This window comes from Actinomadura violacea, from assembly GCF_017573465.1.
GTDB classification, from domain to species: domain Bacteria; phylum Actinomycetota; class Actinomycetes; order Streptosporangiales; family Streptosporangiaceae; genus Spirillospora; species Spirillospora violacea.
Map to the genome: position 1 here is coordinate 173,778 of NZ_JAGEPF010000002.1, position 17,093 is coordinate 190,870.

The 17,093-nt window shown below is 74.1% G+C and carries 14 protein-coding genes; 7 read left to right on the top strand and 7 right to left on the bottom strand.

Features of this window, described 5'->3' with window-relative positions:
* Window positions 1–7: 7 nt before the first annotated feature.
* From J4709_RS03220 to J4709_RS03230, 3 genes are read right to left on the bottom strand one after another with little or no spacing between them, the layout of a single operon-like run.
* Window positions 8–1,396 carry an FAD-dependent monooxygenase gene (locus tag J4709_RS03220; protein WP_208236674.1) on the bottom strand — a complete coding sequence of 463 codons (1,389 nt, stop codon included), beginning with the start codon at window positions 1,394–1,396 and terminating at the stop codon, window positions 8–10.
* Between the two features lie 58 nt (window positions 1,397–1,454).
* Entirely contained in the window at window positions 1,455–2,144 is a 690-nt protein-coding gene (locus tag J4709_RS03225) for a response regulator transcription factor (protein ID WP_173098975.1), read from the bottom strand.
* Between the two features lie 26 nt (window positions 2,145–2,170).
* Window positions 2,171–2,392, bottom strand: a complete 222-nt coding sequence (locus J4709_RS03230; protein WP_208236676.1) for a hypothetical protein — start codon at window positions 2,390–2,392, stop codon at window positions 2,171–2,173.
* A gap of 166 nt (window positions 2,393–2,558) precedes the next feature.
* On the opposite strand from J4709_RS03230, the gene J4709_RS03235 reads away from it, so the two are divergent.
* A complete protein-coding gene (locus tag J4709_RS03235) occupies window positions 2,559–3,893 on the top strand; it encodes a sensor histidine kinase (protein ID WP_208236677.1) in 1,335 nt (444 codons plus the stop codon).
* Window positions 3,894–3,917: 24 nt separating this feature from the next.
* On the opposite strand, the gene J4709_RS03240 is transcribed toward J4709_RS03235, so the two are convergent.
* The gene (locus J4709_RS03240; protein ID WP_208236679.1) at window positions 3,918–5,042 is read right to left on the bottom strand and encodes an alpha/beta hydrolase; all 1,125 of its coding nucleotides are present in this window, start codon (window positions 5,040–5,042) and stop codon (window positions 3,918–3,920) included.
* Window positions 5,043–5,286: 244 nt separating this feature from the next.
* Here J4709_RS03240 and J4709_RS03245 point away from each other — a divergent pair, with 244 nt between their 5' ends.
* Window positions 5,287–6,126 (top strand): class I SAM-dependent methyltransferase, encoded by an 840-nt coding sequence (locus J4709_RS03245; RefSeq protein WP_208236681.1) that lies wholly within the window; start codon window positions 5,287–5,289, stop codon window positions 6,124–6,126.
* Here J4709_RS03245 and J4709_RS03250 read toward each other — a convergent pair.
* Window positions 6,116–7,432: a PucR family transcriptional regulator gene (locus tag J4709_RS03250; protein ID WP_208236682.1), complete on the bottom strand. Its 1,317-nt coding sequence runs from the start codon at window positions 7,430–7,432 to the stop codon at window positions 6,116–6,118. The two genes, J4709_RS03245 and J4709_RS03250, sit on opposite strands and share 11 nt — an antisense overlap.
* A 188-nt stretch (window positions 7,433–7,620) precedes the next feature.
* Here J4709_RS03250 and J4709_RS03255 point away from each other — a divergent pair, with 188 nt between their 5' ends.
* Window positions 7,621–10,518: a helix-turn-helix transcriptional regulator gene (locus J4709_RS03255; protein ID WP_208236684.1), complete on the top strand. Its 2,898-nt coding sequence runs from the start codon at window positions 7,621–7,623 to the stop codon at window positions 10,516–10,518.
* A 21-nt stretch (window positions 10,519–10,539) separates the two neighbouring features.
* Here J4709_RS03255 and J4709_RS03260 read toward each other — a convergent pair whose 3' ends face one another.
* Window positions 10,540–11,634 carry an SRPBCC family protein gene (locus J4709_RS03260; RefSeq protein WP_307800901.1) on the bottom strand — a complete coding sequence of 365 codons (1,095 nt, stop codon included), beginning with the start codon at window positions 11,632–11,634 and terminating at the stop codon, window positions 10,540–10,542.
* 81 nt (window positions 11,635–11,715) lie between these two features.
* On the bottom strand, window positions 11,716–12,513 hold the full coding sequence (locus J4709_RS03265; protein WP_208236688.1) for an SRPBCC family protein: 798 nt from the start codon (window positions 12,511–12,513) through the stop codon (window positions 11,716–11,718).
* Window positions 12,514–13,038: 525 nt separating this feature from the next.
* On the opposite strand from J4709_RS03265, the gene J4709_RS03270 reads away from it, so the two are divergent.
* From J4709_RS03270 to J4709_RS03285, 4 genes are read left to right on the top strand one after another with little or no spacing between them, the layout of a single operon-like run.
* Window positions 13,039–14,292 (top strand): extracellular solute-binding protein, encoded by a 1,254-nt coding sequence (locus J4709_RS03270; protein WP_208236691.1) that lies wholly within the window; start codon window positions 13,039–13,041, stop codon window positions 14,290–14,292.
* The gene (locus J4709_RS03275) at window positions 14,293–15,234 is read left to right on the top strand and encodes a carbohydrate ABC transporter permease (RefSeq protein WP_208236694.1); all 942 of its coding nucleotides are present in this window, start codon (window positions 14,293–14,295) and stop codon (window positions 15,232–15,234) included.
* Window positions 15,231–16,058 carry a carbohydrate ABC transporter permease gene (locus J4709_RS03280; protein WP_208236696.1) on the top strand — a complete coding sequence of 276 codons (828 nt, stop codon included), beginning with the start codon at window positions 15,231–15,233 and terminating at the stop codon, window positions 16,056–16,058. Before J4709_RS03275 ends, J4709_RS03280 begins: the two co-directional genes overlap by 4 nt.
* A complete protein-coding gene (locus tag J4709_RS03285) occupies window positions 16,055–16,996 on the top strand; it encodes an ROK family protein (protein ID WP_208236698.1) in 942 nt (313 codons plus the stop codon). Before J4709_RS03280 ends, J4709_RS03285 begins: the two co-directional genes overlap by 4 nt.
* Window positions 16,997–17,093 lie beyond the last annotated feature (97 nt).

Genomic DNA, 17,093 nt, shown 5'->3' on the forward strand with positions numbered 1-17,093 from the left:
CGAGGCCTCAGAGGAGGTTGAGGCGGGTTAGGTAGGTGCGGGTGGAGGTGGGGTCGCCGGTGTGGGCTCGGTAGCCGTCGGGGCGGACGAGGACGAGGGCCGGGGCGGTGATGCCGTAGGCGGCCTCCGCGGCGGGGTTGGCGGTGATCTCGACGGTGCGGACGGTCAGGCCGCAGGTGGGGGCGGGGGTGTTGAAGGCGAGCAGGGTGAAGTGGGGGCCGCGGAAGGCGTCGAAGAGGGTGGTGCCGTCGGCGAGGGGGGCGTCGGGGGCGCGGGTGCCGCCCGAGGGGCCGGACGAGAGCGGGCTGTCGGGGTAGGCGAGGAGGAGCTGCTGGGTCTCCTCGCCGCGCTTGTGGGCGTCGGCCTGGCCTTCGGTGGCCTTCTGGTAGAGGGCGGTGCTGATGCCGAGGACGCCGGCGGCGACGGGGAGGCGTTCCTCCTCGTAGGTGTCGAGGAGTGACGGGGAGCCGGCGGCGAGCTTCCAGCCGAGGTTGTAGGCGTCCTGAACGCCGGTGTTGAGGCCCTGGCCGCCGGCGGGCGAGTGGACGTGGGCGGCGTCGCCGGCGAGGAACACGCGGCCGACCCGGAACCGTTCGGCCATGCGGATGTTGACGCGGTAGACCGACGCCCAGCCGAGGCCGGTGAGGCGGATGTCGTCGCGGCCGGTGCCGGCGGCGAGGTGCTTCCGGTAGGTGGCGAGGGTGAGGTCGGGGTCGTCGCCGGGGGCGAGGGGCGCGGTGAACTGGAAGTCGGACGTGCCGGGCAGCGGGCACAGGCCGACGCCGGGCGTGCGGGTCTGCAGGTCGGCCCACATGTGCCAGTGGTCGCGGTCGAGGTCGGGGGTCTGGACGTCGCCGATGAGCATGCGTTCCTCGTCGCGGGTCTCGCCGAGGAAGGGGACGCCGAGGGTCTTGCGGACGGTGCTGCGGCCGCCGTCGCAGCCGACGAGGTAGTCGGCGCGGACGGTGGTGCCGTCGGTCAGGACGGCGCTGACGCCGTCGTCGGACTGCGTGAAGGAGGCGAGGCCGACGGGGTCGACGCGGCCGCCGAGGGCGGTGAGGCGGTCGCGGAGGATCTGCTCGGTCCGCCATTGCGGCACCATCAGGACGTTCGGGTACGGGACGTCGGGCGTCGGCGGGACGGGTTCGTGCATGCGGCCCTCCCAGACGACGTCGGTGCCGGCGTAGGCGCGCAGCGGCGGGTAGGGGGCGCCGGCGGTAAGGATCGCGTCGATGACGCCGAGGTCGTCGAGGACTTCGAGGGTGCGGGGCTGGAGTCCCTTGCCGCGCGAGCCGGACGGGTGGCCGGGGTCGACGAGGCGGTGCGGGACGCCGCGGCGGGCGAGGTCGATGGCGAGGGTGAGGCCGGCCGGGCCGGCTCCGGCGATGAGGATCATGGGCCCCAGGGTGGGCGGGGGTCCTGGCAGATCGCTGGCAGGGCGCTGGCGGCGGCCGTCAGTCGCGCTCGTAGCGGTAGCCGCGGCCCCGCAGGGTGGTGATGCTGCCGGGGTCGGCGCCCTGCTGGGCGAGCTTGCGGCGCAGCGCGGAGATGTGCACGTCGAGGGTCTTGGTGGGGCCGAACCAGTTGGTGTCCCAGACCTGGTCGATGAGGTCCTCGCGGGTGACGACCTCGCCGGCGCTGGACACCAGGCGGGCGAGCAGGTCGAACTCCTTGGGGCGCAGCGCGATCTCGGTGCCGGCGTAGCTGGCGCGGCGGGCGGCGAGGTCGAGGGTGAGGCGGCCGGCGGTGACGAACCGCTCGTCGGAGCGTCCGGCGCTGCTGCGGCGCAGGTGGGCGCGGAGCCGGGCCATCAGCTCGGTGAGCCGGAACGGCTTGGTGAGGTAGTCGTCGGCGCCGGCGTCGAGCGCGACGACGACCTCGAACTCCTGGGTGCGGGCGGTGAGCACGACGATCACCGCGTCGCGCAGCACGGTGCGCAGCCGCCGGCAGAGGGTGACGCCCTCGATGTCGGGGAGCCCGAGGTCCAGCAGGATGAGGTCGGGGGCGCGGCGGGCGGCGCTGTCGAGGGCTTCGCCGCCGGTGGCGGTCCAGTCGGCCTCGTAGCCGTGCGCGGCGAGGGCCTCGGCGAGCTCGCTGCCGATGGCCTCGTCGTCCTCGACGACGAGCACGTAGGGTCCGGCCATGGTCCCGATGTTACGGACGGGGGCGGTCACGTGCGGGCCGGGATACCGGCCGTCCGGACGCCGGGGCGGCGGGACGGGCAGAACGAGCCGCGGGTGGTGTCGGAGACCGCGTCGGTGACGGCGTCGACGACCTTGCCGAGCCGCGAGCCGGGCTCGCCCGCGCAGTCCCGGTGGACGTGGACCGCGTGGCCGAGCCCGACACCGGCCAGCGCCGTGACGATCAGTACGCCGATGAGCAGCCTGCGCATGATCGTGCCTCCCCCTCTCGACGCCGGCGTCACGACGCAACCTAGCCCCGGGCGCGTCAGCGGCGACTCTGCGGTGGGTTAGGGGGCCGCTTACCTTGGCGCGGCGCGCCCGCGGGGCGGGTCCGGCGGGCCTGCGGGGCGGCTATTCTCCGGGCGGGAGGCGAGTGTGGACGCGGTTCCGAGGACGGCGCCGCTGCGGCGCAGGCTGCTGGTCACCATCGCGGGGATCACCGCGGTGGCGGTGCTGCTGCTGATCGTCCCGCTGGCGGTGGCCGTGCAGCGGCTGTACCGCAGCGAGGCGCAGACGAAGCTGGAGCGGGACGCGACGCGGGTCGCGGCGACGGCGCCGGACGACGAGGCGCGGCATCCGCGTCCGATCAGGCTGCCGGAGGGGCTGAACGAGCGGCTCCGGGTGGGGATCTACGGGATCGCCGGGAACCGGCTGACCGGGGAGGGCCCGCCGTACTCGCGGGCGGCGGCGCAGGCCGCGGACGGCCGGCTGCACCAGCGCGACGAGCACGGCCGGCTGGTGGTGACGGCGCCGATCCCCTCCGACGAGGGGGTGACGTCGGCGGCGCGGGTGAGCATGCCGGAGCGGGTCGTCACGCGGCGGATCGAGCGGGCGTGGTGGGTGATGGCGGCGTTCGCGCTGCTGATCATCGGGCTGGCGGCGTTCGTGGCGCGGTACCAGTCGCGGCGGCTGGCGCGCCCGCTGGAGCGGCTGACGCTGGCGGCGCAGGCGCTCGGGGACGGCGACTTCACCGTCCGGGCGCAGTCGTCGGGGGTGCTGGAGGCGGACGAGGCGGGCCGGGCGCTGGAGGTGACGGCGCGGCGGCTCGGGTCGATGCTGGACCGGGAGCGGGCGTTCAGCGCGGACGTGTCGCACCAGCTGCGGACGCCGCTGACGGGGCTGCTGCTGGGGCTGGAGTCGGCGCTGGAGCGGCCGGGCGCCGACCTCGGGGCGGCGGTGCGGACGGCGGTGCGGCGCGGGGAGCATCTGCGCGACATCATCGACGACCTGCTGAGCCTGGCGCGGGACGCGGGGCCGAACCGGGAGCGGCTGGACGTCCCGGGGATGCTGGAGGAGCTGCGGCGGCGGCCGTCGGCCGGGCGGCCGCTGGAGGTGGCGGCGCGGGGTCCGCTGCCGGAGGTGCACGCGTCGGCGTCGGCGGTGCGGCAGATCCTCGGAGTGCTGCTGGACAACGCGCAGGCGCACGGCGCGGGGCGGGTCACGGTGGAGGCGAGCGACATCGGCGGCGGCCTGGCGATCGACGTGTCGGACGAGGGGCCGGGCGTCACCGAGGCGGAGGACATCTTCGCGCGGCGGCATTCGGGCGGTGAGGGCGAGGGCGGCCGGGACGGCGGGCACGGGATCGGGCTGGCGCTGGCGCGCGCGCTGGCGGAGGCGGAGGGCGGGCGGCTGGTGCTGCGCCGCCCGTCCCCGCCGATCTTCACGCTGCTGCTGCCGGCGTCGGATCCGGCGTCCGACGAGGGCGCCTGACCGGCGCCCCCGTCCGCGCGGGCCCTACTCGGCCTTGAGGCGGACGCCGAACCAGCGGAGCGTGGCCGGGACCATCCGGCGGAACGTGCGGTAGTTGTGCCCGCCGGACGGCAGGAACAGGCTGTCGGCCTTCATCGGCGGACGGATCGCGGCGAGGAACCGCTCGTTCTCGGGGAAGGTCTTCTCGCCGACCCGGCAGGACGCGACGAGCAGCGAGATCGGCGGCGCGGGCAGGTGCTTCTCGCGCCACAGCAGGTTGCTCTCGTTCGCCAGGTTCTTGTTGCCGTCGAACAGCTTGCCGGTGGTGAGGTCCTGGATCGTGGAGAAGTAGCCGGACAGCGACGCGGCCGCGGAGTACCGGTCGGGGTGCTTCATCGCGATCTTGGTGGCGCAGAACCCGCCGGTGGAGTCGCCCATGATGCCCCAGCCGGCGCGGCCGACGGCGACGCGGTAGTGCGCGGCCATCGCGAGCGGGACGTCGGTGGCGAAGAAGCTCTCGACCTGCGGCCCGCCGGGGACGTCGGCGCACTCGGTGTCGCGGGGCGGCGCCTCCGTCGGGCGCATCAGCACGTAGATCGCGGGCGGCACGCCGGCCCGCTCGCCCTGCCGGACGAGCTCGGGGAAGTGCATGGTGTGCAGCAGCGCGGTGGGGTGCCCGGGGTAGCCGGTCAGCACGATGACCACGGGGAACTTCGTCTTGGCGTAGGCGGCCTGGTAGTACTGCGGCGGGAGCAGGACGAACGTCTCGGCGCTCAGGCCCGTCGCCTGGCCCTGGAAGCGGTACTCCTCCGTAGCCCCGGACACGGCCGGGTCGCGCTTGGCGGCGGCGCTGCCGAGCCGCTTGATCGTCGCGGTGTCGATCTGCTTCACCGGCCCGCCGGCCTTGGCCATCACGTGCTTGATCTTGGCGGGTGCGGCGTTGGTGGCGAACAGGTCGTCCCACCCCGAGTAGAACTCGAAGTGCGCGTTGACCGCGACGAGCACGGCGAGCAGCGTGACGGCCTGGGTGCCGACGAGCAGGCCGATCCTGGCGGCGAGGGTGCCCGGTCCCGGGCGCGCCCCGCGCGGCCACCACCACACGGTGAACGCGAACAGGACGACCACCACCAGGAAGAGCAGCGCGATGAATCCGCCTCCGGTGAGTCCCATGCCCTCCCCCTAAGGCAGTCCGTCTTCGTCCGACGCCAAGTTAGCCGCCGCCGCATCAGCCGGATGACAACGCCGGGTTAGCTCCGCGTTAACCCGCCGCGGGGCGCACCGGAAACAATGCGGCCTGATCTTGATGCGGCGTATATGGGGAATTTATTTCGCGCTGCTATGCTGGCGCCATCGCCGAATAGGCTGCCTTTCCTCGGAGTTCCGCGCCCGCGGAGCCGGAAAGGAAGGCAGCCGAATGAACGAAGGACGGCCCAGCCGCACCGCACTGTCGGCGGCGGCGGGGCGGGCCGCGCACCCGCTGGTCGACGCCCGTCCCCTCCTGTTCACCGACCCGCTGGCACTGCGGCTGCTCGGCGGCCTCGCGGACGAGATGATCGGCTATCACCGGAGCAACGGCGGGCACATCATCCTCGCGGGCACCCGCACCATCACCGCCGTCCGGAGCCGGTACGCCGAGGCGCGTGCGGCCGCTTTCGATCAGTACGCGGTCCTCGGCGCGGGCCTTGACACCTATGCGTTCCGCGCACCGGCGGAAAAGCGCGTTTTCGAGGTCGACCATCCGGCGACCCAGGAGTGGAAAAAGGGTCTGCTGGACGCCGCGGGAATTGCCGTGCCCGAGCGGACCGCGCTCGTTCCGGTCGATTTCGAGGAGGGGGATGGGGCGGTCCGGCACCTCGCCGAAGCCGGGTTCGACACCGCGCGCCCGGCGCTGGTGAGCTGGCTCGGCGTCAGCTACTTCCTCACCGGCGACGCCATCGCCGCCACGCTCGCGGAGATCGGCGGCCTCGCGCCGGGCACCGAGCTCGTCATGGACTACGCGCTGCCGCCCGGCCTGCGCGACGCCGAAGGCGACGCCTACGCCGAGATCGCCGCGCAGGTCACCCGGGACGCGGGCGAGCCGTCCCGGTCGCGGTTCGCACCGGACGAGGTGAACGCGCTGCTCAAGGACCACGGCCTGGACGTCGTCGAGAACGTCAGCGTGGAGCGGGCCGTCCCGCCCGAGGCGTGGCGCCGCACCGACGCGCTCCGCCCCTTCGACTACTTCCGGCTGGTCCGCGCCGTCGTCACCCGGTAGCCCCGGCGGCCGGCGGCCGGACGGGGCCGTGCAGGCGGACGGCGCTGAGCGCGAGCGCGACCTCGACCAGGTCGCGGGGGTGCGCGAGGGTCCGGCCGGTGAGCTGCTCGATCTTGCGGAGCCGGTTGAGGACGGTGTTGCGGTGGCAGAACAGCCGGTCGGCGGCGCGGGCGGCGGACCCGTCGCAGTCCAGCCAGGCGGTGAGGGTCGCGAGCAGCACGTCCCGGAACGCGGGGTCGACGCCGGTGAGGCCGCCGAGCGCGACCTCGCCGAGCCGGCCGGCGAGCCGCGGCTGCGACAGCACCAGCGCGTCGGGCAGCCGCCGGTCGAGGCGCGCGATCTGCGCGCCGGGGCCGCGGCAGGTCCGCAGCGCCAGCTCGGCAAGCCACCGCGCGCCGCCCAGCTCGGCGAGGCTCGGCACGACGGGGCTGACGCCCGCGTGGGAGCGGGCGTAGGGGCGGACGGCGTCGACGAGGTCGTCCAGCTCCGCGGTGCCGAGCGCGACCAGCGCGACCTGCGCGTCCGCGCGCAGCCGCCAGATGAACCGCATCCCGCCGATGTCGCCGGGGCGGCGGTCCCGGCCGGCGGCGAACTCGCCGTCGAACCCGTCCGCGAACCCGCGCTCGGCGCCCAGCATCACCACCGCGTAGCGGCCCGCCGCCGGCAGCCCGAGGACGGACGCGGCGGTCGCGAGCAGCCCGCCGTCCGCGCCCTGCCCGTCGAGCAGCGCGTCCACGATCGCCTGGACGCGCTCCTCGCTGCGCCGCGCCAGCGACAGCTCGGTCTGGTGGTAGGCCGCGGCGGCGGCGCCGGACTGCTCGTCGATCGTGTCCCAGGTGCGGGTCGCCTGCCGGACGAGCGCGGGCACGTTGCCGGGGTCGTGCCGCCCGACCACCTCGACGACGGCCTCCCAGAACACCCGTCCGGCGAGCCGGTAGGAGCGCAGCAGCTGGTCGAGGGGCTGGCCCTGCTGGGCGCGGCGCCGGCCGAGCCGGCGCGCCCAGTCCAGGTCGGCGCGGCCGCGGCCGGGGTCGAGGATCGCCTCGAAACCGTGCCCGAGGCCGACCCGGCAGACCTCGCCGAGGTCGCCACGCAGCTGGTCGGAGCGGTCGCCGTCGTCGCCGGACAGGATCTCGGCGGCGAGCCGGTCGGCGAGGTCGGGCAGCCGGTCGGTCAGCCGCAGCACCGCCTTGCGCAGGATCGCCCGGTCGGCCTCCGTCCGGCCCGCGGTTTCCGTACGGCCCGCGGCCTCTGTCCGGCCCGCGGTTTCCGTACGGCCCGCGGCGTCCGCGCGGCTCACCGTCATCGCCCGCCACCTCCGGCACAATGCAGGGGGCCTCATCGTGCCACCGCGCATGCTCCGCGACCACCGGTCGCGGCCCGCACTGTGCCGGTGCACAACGGCGGCCGGGCCGCGTTGCGCGGCCGCCCCGAAACCCGGCGGCGCTCTGGACCGCCCGGCGGGCGCGTGCTCCTCTGCTGACCATGGGTGTGTTGTCTGACCGCGATCGGCCGCCCGACCCGCCGCCCGGGCGGCTGTACGGACGCGAGCGGGAACTGCGGGCCGTCGAAGGGCTCCTCGGCCGGGCGCGCGGCGGGCGGGGCGGCGCGCTGACGGTCGTCGCCGACGCCGGCATGGGCAAGACGGCGCTGCTGGACGCCGCCGAGCGCGGCGCCGCCGGCGGGTTCCGGGTGCTCACGGCGATCGGCGTGCCGGCCGAGGCGGACGTCCCGTACGCGGGGCTGCACCGGCTGCTGCGGCCGCTGTCGGGCCTGGCCGGGGAGCTGCCGCCGGCGTTCCGGACGGCGCTGGCCCCGCTGTCCGGCGGCGACGCGCCGGTCCCGTTCGTCCTGTATTCGGCGGTGTGCGAGCTGCTGAGCCTCGCGGCGCGGTCGGGTCCGGTGCTGTGCCGGGTGGACGACGCGCAGTGGCTGGACCGGGTCACGCTGGAGGCGCTCGCGTTCGCGGCGCGCCGCGTCGGCGACGAGCCGCTCGCGATCGTCTTCGCCGCGCGCGCACAGGCACCGCTGACCGGCATCCCCCACCTGCGGCTGCCGCCGCTGGACGAGGAGGCGAGCCTGCGCATCCTCCAGGACGCGGCCGGCGACGCGCTCGGCACCGAGCTCGCGGAGGAGGTCGTCGACCTGGCGAGCGGGTGCGCGCTCGCCGTCCGGGAGCTGGCCGGCGGGCTGACCGCCGCGCAGCTGTCCGGCGGCGCCGCGCCGCCCCGCGCGCTGCCGCCCGGCAGCGTCCTGCGCACCCTGTTCCGGCACCGCCACCTGCGGCTCCCGCCGGGCGCGCAGCGGCTCGTGCTGATGGTCGCGGCGGACGAGTGGCTCGGGGCGCCGACGGTGGCGCGGGCCGCGCGGACGGCCGGGATCGGCGCCCGGGAGATCGAGGCGGCGCGCGAGTCGGGCCTGCTGCGGCTCGCCGACCACGCCGTCGCGGGCGATGACGCGGTGGTCGTGCGGGACCGGCTCGTCCGGTCGTCGCTGTGGGCGGAGGCGTCGCGGGCCGAGCGGCGCGCCGCGCACGCGCTGCTCGCGCAGCTGCTGGTGCAGGACTGGCAGCGGCCGTCGCTGATCTGGCACCGGGCGGCGCTGTCGGGCGAGGCCGACGACCGGATCGCCGACGAGCTGGCGGAGGCGGCGTCGAACTCGCGGCGCGCGGGCCGGTACGGCGACTCGTGGCAGGCGTGGCAGCGCGCCGCGGCGCTCACGTCCGAACGCGGCGCGCGCGCGGACCGGCTGCTGGCCGCCGCCACCGACGCCTGGGCGGGCGGGCGCGCGCGCCGTGCGCGGGCCGTGCTGCGGCAGGTCCGGCCCCTGGACCAGGACGGCACCCGCGCCGGGCTCGCCGAGCTGCTGCGCGGCGAGATCGAGGCGGGCTCCGGGTCCCCGGCCACCGCGGTGCCGATGCTGCGGGACGCGGCGGAGCGGCTCGCCGGGATCGACGGCGCGCTGGCGCTGTCGGCGCTGATGTGGGCGGCGGAGGCCGCCGACGCCGCCGGCGACCACACCGCCTACCTGGAGATCGCCGAGCGCGCCGCGACCCTGCCCACCGGCCGGACCCCGCCGGACGCGGGCGGCGCCGCGTCGCCCGTCGCGTCGCCCGCTGCGGCGGCGGACGCGCAGCGGGCGCGGGCGGAGCTCATGCGGGCGCACCTCGCCGGGATGGCGGCGACGTTCCGCGGACGGTACGCCGAGGCGGCCCGGCTGCTCGGACGGGCCGTCCGGCTGGGCGAGGCCGTCACCGGCGACGCCGCCGCGCAGGCGTGGGCGGCGCTCGCGGCCCTCGCGCTCGGCGACGGGCGGGCGCGCGCGCTCGCCGCCGGGGCCGTCGCGTCCGCCCGGCTGCGCGGCGACGCGCCCGCCGAGTCGTACGCGCTGGCCGCCGCGGCGCGGTGCGAGACGCTCCTCGGGCACCCGCCGGTGCCGGTCGCCGCCTGCCACGAGGGGCTGCGGCTCGCGCGGGCGACGGGACAGCACGCGCACGCCGCCGAGCACCTCGCCGCGCTCGCGCTCGCCGCCTCGTTCAACGGCGACCGGGACGCGGCGCGCCGGCACCTGGAGGCGCTGTCCGGAGGCGCGGACCGGCGCGGCCTCGGGGGCGCCGACCGGCGCGGGCTCACCCGCGCCGCCGCGTTCGGCGCGTGGGCGCCCGCCTGCCTGGACCTCGCCGCGGACCGTCCCGGCGACGCCGCCGCGCGGCTGCGGCTGCCCGGCGGGGCGGGCCTGGCTCACCCGCTCGCCCGGCTGCTCGCCGCGCCGCACCTGGTCGAGGCGCTCGCGCACACCGGCCACCGGCAGCGCGCCGCCCGCGCCGCCGAGGACTTCACCCGCTGGGCGGACGCGACGCGGACCCCGGGACGGCTCGCGCTGGCCCGCCGCTGCGCCGCGCTGCTCGCCGAGTGCGACGACGAGGCCGCCGCGCACTACACCGAGGCGCTCCGGCTGCACGAGTCGGCGGGCGCGGTGTTCGAGCTGGCCCGCACCGAGCTGCTGTTCGGCGCCCGGCTGCGGCGCGGCCGCCGCCCCCGCGCCGCCCGCGAGCACCTGCGCACGGCGCTGCGGGTCTTCGAGCGGTACGGCGCCGTCCCGTGGACGGGCCAGGCCCGCGCGGAGCTGCGCGCGGCCGGCGACGCGGGACCGGCCCCGAACCCGGAGGCGGCTGCACCGCGCACCGCCTCCGGACCCGGGGAGCCTCCCGCGCTGACCGGGCTGACCGCGCAGCAGGCGCACATCGCCCGGATGGTCGCCGAGGGCGCCACCAACCGGGAGATCGCGGCGCGGCTGCTGCTCAGCCCCCGGACCATCGACCACCACCTCCGCAACGTCTTCACCCGGCTCGGGATCCGCTCGCGCGTCGAGCTGGCCCGGATGATCCGCTGACCGTCCGCGGGCCCGCGGCGGCTACCGGGACGCCTCCTCGTACTCCGTCTCCTTGGCGTCCTTCGCGCCGCCCTTGGCGTTGTCCTTCGAGCCGTTCTTGCGGCCGTTCTTCGCGCCGGAGCCGGAGCCGGACTTGGCCTTCGCGCCGTCGCCCGACTTCTCCTCCTCCTTCAGCGCGTCCTCGTGGGACGTGACGACCTCGCTGTCGCGGATCTCGCCGCGCCAGCCCTCGACCTCGTCGGCGCGGGTCAGCGACTGCGTCATGACGTGCCGGCGGAAGTGCTTGAGCTCCAGCCGGACGCGGCGGCCCTGCGCCCGCCAGATGTTGCCGGTCCGCTCGAACAGGCCCTGCGGGTGGTACTCCAGCACGATCAGGACGCGGGTGAGGTTCGGCGCCAGCTCGTGGAAGCTGACCGTCCCGTCCACGTGGCCCTTCGCGCCCTTCGAGCGCCAGACGACGTGCTCGTCCGGGACCTGCTCGACGATCGTCGCCTCCCAGGTCCGCTTGGACCAGAAGATCCTCGCCTGCCAGTTCAGCTTCTCGTCGTCCGCCTGGTCGACGCTGATGACCTTCTTCATGAAGGACGGGAATTCCTGGAACTGCGTGAACTGGTCGTAGACGAGGCGGCGCGGCGCACCGATGTCGGTGTGCTCGATGATGTTGGTGACCTTCACCTTCTTGCCGCCGCCGCCCTTGCCGCCGCCCTTCTTCAGGGCGCCGCCGACGGTGTCCTTGAGCCGCCCGAACAGGCCCTTGGCCTTCTCGGCGGGCTTTCCGGCGGCCTTCTCCGCGGTGTCCTTCGCGGTGCCCCCGGCGTTCTTGGCGGTGTCCTTGGCGCTCTTCGCCGCGCTCTTGCCGGTGTCCTTGGCGGTCCCGCCGCTCGTGCCGCCGTTGCCCTTGGTCTCGTTCTGCTCGGGCTCGTCGGCCTCACCGTTGCGGCGGCCGAGCGCGCGGCCCGCCGCAACGGCGGCGCCGGCGCCGAGCAGGACGCCGCCGGTCGTGCCGAGCGCCTTGCCGCCGGGGATGCCGCTCGGCAGGTTCCGCGCGATCCGGCCGAGGCCCGACGGGCCCTTCCGGCCGACCGGCAGCCGTTTCGCGATCTGTCCGATGGGCACCGGGCCCACCCTGGTTCCGCGTTTCATGGTGCGTTCCTCCGCACGAATAGGGTTTCGGGGTTCTGTCTCATCGCGGGTCGCTCACGTCGTCCGGACGACCTCGCCGTCATGGATCTCGCCGCGCCAGCCCTCGACCCCGCCGGGGTCGGTCAGCGCGCGGGTCATGACGTGGCGGCGGAAGTGCTTGAGCTCCAGCCGGACGCGGCGGCCCTGCGCGCGCCACAGGTTGCCGGTCCGCTCGAACAGGCCGCCGGGGCGGTACTCCAGGACGAGCAGGACGCGGGTCAGGTCGGGCGTCAGCTCGTGGAAGCTGACCGTCCCGTCCACCCGGCCCTTCGCCGCCGCGGAGCGCCACACGATGTGCCGGTCGGGGACCTGCTCGACGATCGTCGACCGCCAGGTCCGGTTCGACCAGAGGATCCGCGCCTTCCAGTTCAGCTTCTCGTCGGACGCCTGGTCGACGCTCACCACCTTCTTCATGAAGGACGGGAAGTCCTCGAAGCGGGTCCACTGGTCGTAGACCAGCCGGCAGGGCGCGCCGATGTCGGTCTGCTCGACGATGTTCACCGGGCCGCCGCGCCGGCCGCCGCCGAAGATCCGCTTGAGCGTCTCCTTCAGCGCCGTCCAGCCGAAGCTCAGCAGCGCCCGCGCCGGCGACTTGCCGTCGGCGAGCGCCCGCGCTCCGGCGAGCGCGGCCCTGGTGAGCGGCCCGCCCTGCTCGGCCCGCGCCGCCAGCCGCCGGACGGAGCGTTCCAGCCTCGCCTCGTAGCGGGCGGCGAGCCGGCCGGTGAGCCGGCGCCCGGCCCGGCCGGCGGCGGCCGCGGCCAGGACGCCGCCCGCGCCCGCGGCGCCGGCGGCGAGCCCGGTCCGGAAGTTCATGTCCTCGTCACCTCGCCGTCCACTCGGAGTCAGGCGGCGGGCTACCCCCGTAAAGAGGGGCAAAACAGACCGCAGGCCAGCGCATGGCACTCCCCGCACGGCACCACCGGGTCGCCGTCACAGCAGGTCACAGGCTTTCCGCGCAGAGTGAGGGCCGGGCCGCCCGCGCCCGGGCGCCGAAACGACCCGACCAGACCACCCCAGCGTGCACACCGGACCACGGCCGCCTCCGGTAACAGTTAAGCCTCTTGCGTAATGCACCCCTTGAACTGGTACGGACCAGTGTTTATCTTCATGGCCACCACGCGCGTTTGTGCTCAGTGAGCATTCGCACCGCGCACAATTTTTCATGCGCGAAAGGGAGGAGGGCCGGGCGGCCGACGCCGCCCGTGGGAGGAGCACGCCGAAGGGTCATGCGACGGCACGCCGCGTGACCGGTTCCGGTTGGCGTGAACATGCGGGCCGAAAGAAACGCACGGACGCGCGGGAGCGTCCGCAAGTGCGAGCCGACGAAGGCGGGGACAGATGAAACGGCACCTCACCGGCGCCATCGCCGCGGGCCTCACCGTGGCACTCGGCGTCAGCGGATGCGGCAAGGGAAGCTCGTCCGGCGGAGACGATTCCGACGGCAAGACGATCAAATTCGTCGCGGCGATCTACGACGACAACACCAAGCCGTTCTGGGACGCCCTGATCAAGGACTTCGAGGCCAAGAACTCCGGGTACAAGGTGAACCTGGAGATGGTCGACTGGACCCAGATGGACGCCAAGGTGAAGACCTACGTCCAGACCAAGCAGGTCCCCGACATCCTCAACTACAACTCGTTCTCCGACTTCGCCCGCGACGGCCTGCTGTACAAGGCCTCCGAGGTCGTGTCGCCCGGCACGCTCAGCGACTTCACCCCCACGTTCGTGGAGCAGGCCAAGTACAACGGCGAGCAGTACACGCTGCCGTTCATCTCCAGCGCCCGGCTGATGTTCTACAACAAGGACCTGTTCAAGAAGGCCGGGATCGCCGACCCGCCCAAGACCTGGGCCGACATCAAGACCGACGCGCAGAAGGTCAAGAAGGCCGGCGCCATCGGCTACGGCCTCCCGCTCGGTCCCGAGGAGGCGCAGGCGGAGTTCTTCTCCTGGGCCATGAACGACAACGGCGGCTGGGTCGACGCGTCCGGCAAATGGGCGATCAACCAGCCCGCCAACGTCGACACCCTCAACTTCCTCAAGGACCTCAACAAGTCCGGGCTGACCCAGCCGAACCCGGAGAGCACCGACCGCAAGACGGTGTTCAACCAGTTCGCCCAGGGCAAGGTCGGAATGGCGATCGGCGGCCCGTTCACCAAGGCCGGATTCATCACCCCGGCGAACCCGAACCTGAACTTCGGGGTCACCTCGCTGCCGGTGAAGAACGCGAGCTCGCAGCCCAACACGCTCGGCGTCATGGACGTCCTCGACGCGTTCAAGAAGAACGGCGGCAAGAACAAGGAGGCCGTCCGGAAGTTCCTCGACTTCTTCTACCAGAAGGAGAACGTCTCGAGGTTCCTCAGCAAGGAGGGCTTCCTGCCGACGACGAAGTCCGCCGGTGACGCGCTCAGCTCCGACCCGTACATGAAGCAGTTCGTGGACGCGCTGCCGACGAGCAAGTTCGCCCCGACCAGCAACCCCGCGTGGTCGGCCGTCGCCGGCGCCGTCAAGCAGAGCCTCGGCACCTCGGTCGCCGACAAGGACCCGAAGAAGGTGCTCGACGACATCCAGCAGACCGCCCAGAAGGCCGGCTGAGTGCAGCACGTCGCCGTGAAGCGGGGCGCCGGACACCCTCCGGCGCCCCGCCCTTCCCTGCTCGGTCGCATCGGGCGCGCGCTCGTCCCGCTGCTGTGGCTCGGGCCGTCCATCGTGCTCATCGCGGTGGTGGTGCTGTGGCCCGTCATCGAGATGGTCCGCACCTCGCTGCTGAAGTTCACCTCGTCCGGCACGTCGCTGGGCTTCCACGGCACCGGCGACTTCACCGACCTGTTCGCCGAGAGCGACCTCGTCCCGGTGCTGCTGCGCACGCTGGTGTGGGTCGTCGGGATCGTCATCGTGACGATGGTGCTGTCGCTCGCGCTCGGCCAGCTGCTGAACGCCCGCTTCCCCGGCCGCCGCGCCGTCCGCTGGGCGATCATCGTCCCGTGGGCTGCGTCGGTGCTGATGACCGCGCTGATCTGGCGGTGGATGCTCGACAACTACTCCGGCCTGATCAACCGCGTGCTGCTCGACCTGCACGTCATCGACAAGCCGGTGAACTGGCTCGCCCACCCGCACCAGGCGATGGTGTGGATGATGGCCGTCGCGGTGTTCGTCTCGCTGCCGTTCACCTCGTTCGTCATCCTCGCCGGGCTGCAGACCATCCCCGCCGACGTCTACGAGGCGGCGCGGGTGGACGGCGCCGGCCCGCTGCGCACCTACTTCGGGATCACGCTGCCGCTGCTGCGGCCGGCCGTGCTGATCGCCTCCATCATCAACGTGATCAACGTCTTCAACAGCTTCCCCATCATCTGGGCGATGACCGGGGGCGGCCCCGCGCACGCCACCGACACCACCACCACCTACATGTACAAGCTCGCCTTCAACGACCAGCACATCGGCGAGTCCGGCGCGATGGCCGTCGTCAACTTCCTGCTGGTCCTGGTGATGGTGCTCGTCTACCTGCGCGCAGCGCGCTGGAGGGAGGAGGTCCGATGAAACGCCGTCCCCTCCGCGTCGTCCTGCTCACGGCCGTCGGCTGGCTCGTCGCGCTCGTGTTCCTGGCCCCGTACCTGCAGATGTTCCTCACCTCGCTCAAACCCGAGCGGGAACTGAACAAGTCGCCCGGCGCCTACCTGCCCGACCACTGGCAGTGGAACAACTACGTGGACGTCTGGAAGCACGCGCCGATCTGGACGAACATGCGGGTGTCGCTCGTCGTCGCCGGCGTCGCGACCGTGGTGACGCTGGTCTGCGCGATGCCCGCCGCGTACTACAGCGCGCGCAACCGGTTCCGCGGCCGCGGCGCGTTCCTGCTGCTGATCCTCGTCACCCAGATGTTCGCGCCCACCTCGCTGGTCGTCGGCATCTTCCGGGAGATGGTCGCGCTCAACCTGACCGACACCCTGCTGGCGCTGATCCTGGTCAACGCCGCGTTCAACCTGCCGTTCTGCGTGTGGATCCTGCACGGCTACTTCTCCAGCATCCCCAAGGAACTGGAGGAGGCCGCGTTCCTGGACGGTGCCGGACGCGTCGGCGCGCTGTTCCGGGTGACGCTGCCGATCTCCGTCCCGGGGGTCGTCACTGCCGTCGTCTACACGTTCATATCCGCCTGGAACGAGTTCATCGTCGCGCTGACCGTCACGTCGTCGCCGAACCGGCAGCCGCTGACCGTCGCGATCCCCTCGTTCATCACCCAGTACCAGGAGCACTGGCAGTACCTGTTCGCCACGTCGCTGATCGCTATCGTGCCCGTCGTGATCCTCTTCGTCTTCATCGAGCGGTACCTGATCGGCGGACTCACCGCGGGCTCGGTCAAGTGACCGTCATCGCCCTGGACGTCGGCGGCACGTCCATGAAGGCCGCCCTCGTCCCCGCCCCGGCCGAGCCCGGGGCGGGCGGCGAGGACGTGCTCGCCTCCGAGTCGTGGCCCACCGACCGCACCGACCCGGTCGGCGGCATCCTCGACTTCGCCGCCCACATGGCCGCCCGCGCCAAAGCCCTCGGACGCCCCGCCCGCGCCGCCGGGATCGCCATCCCCGGCATCGTGGACGAGGCGTCCGGCACCGCCGTGCACGCCGCCAACCTCAACTGGCGGGACGTGCCGATGCTGCACCTCGCCGAGGAGCGCCTCGGCATCCCCGTCGCGGTCGGCCACGACGTCCGCACCGGCGGCCTCGCCGAAGCCGTCCTCGGCGCCGGACGCGACGCGGGCGACTTCGTCTTCGTGGCCATCGGCACCGGCATCGCCGCCGCGCTCGTCCTCGGCGGCGGCACGTACCCGGGGGTCTCCGGGTGGAGCGGCGAGGTAGGGCACATCGTCGTCCGGCCCGGCGGCGAGGACTGCGCCTGCGGCAACCAGGGCTGCCTGGAGACCTACGCCTCCGCGGCGTCCATCGCCCGCCGCTACACCGCCCTCGCCGCCGTTCCCGCCGGTCACAGCACCCCGAACGGGACGGTGACCGTCCGCGCGGAGGACGTGATCGCCCGGGCCGGCACCGACGAGACCGCGGCGAGGGTGTGGTCGGAGGCACTGGACTGCCTGGCCGACAGCCTCGCCGCCACCACGCTGCTCCTCGACCCGGGGCTGTTCGTCCTCGGCGGCGGGCTCGCGCAGGCCGGGCCGCTGCTGCTCGAACCGCTGGAGGCGCGGCTCGCCGAGCGGCTGCTGTTCCGTCCCGCTCCCCCGCTGGCCGTGACGCGCCTCGGCGACCGCGCCGCCGTCCACGGCGCCGCCCTCCTCGCCTCCCGGCTCCTCTAGGAACCGCTAGGAATCAGACCCCCGGCGCGGGCGGATCGAACATCCGCCGGGTCCTTTCGCCCGCGTCGGGCTCCCATCTCGCCAGCGCATCGAGCAG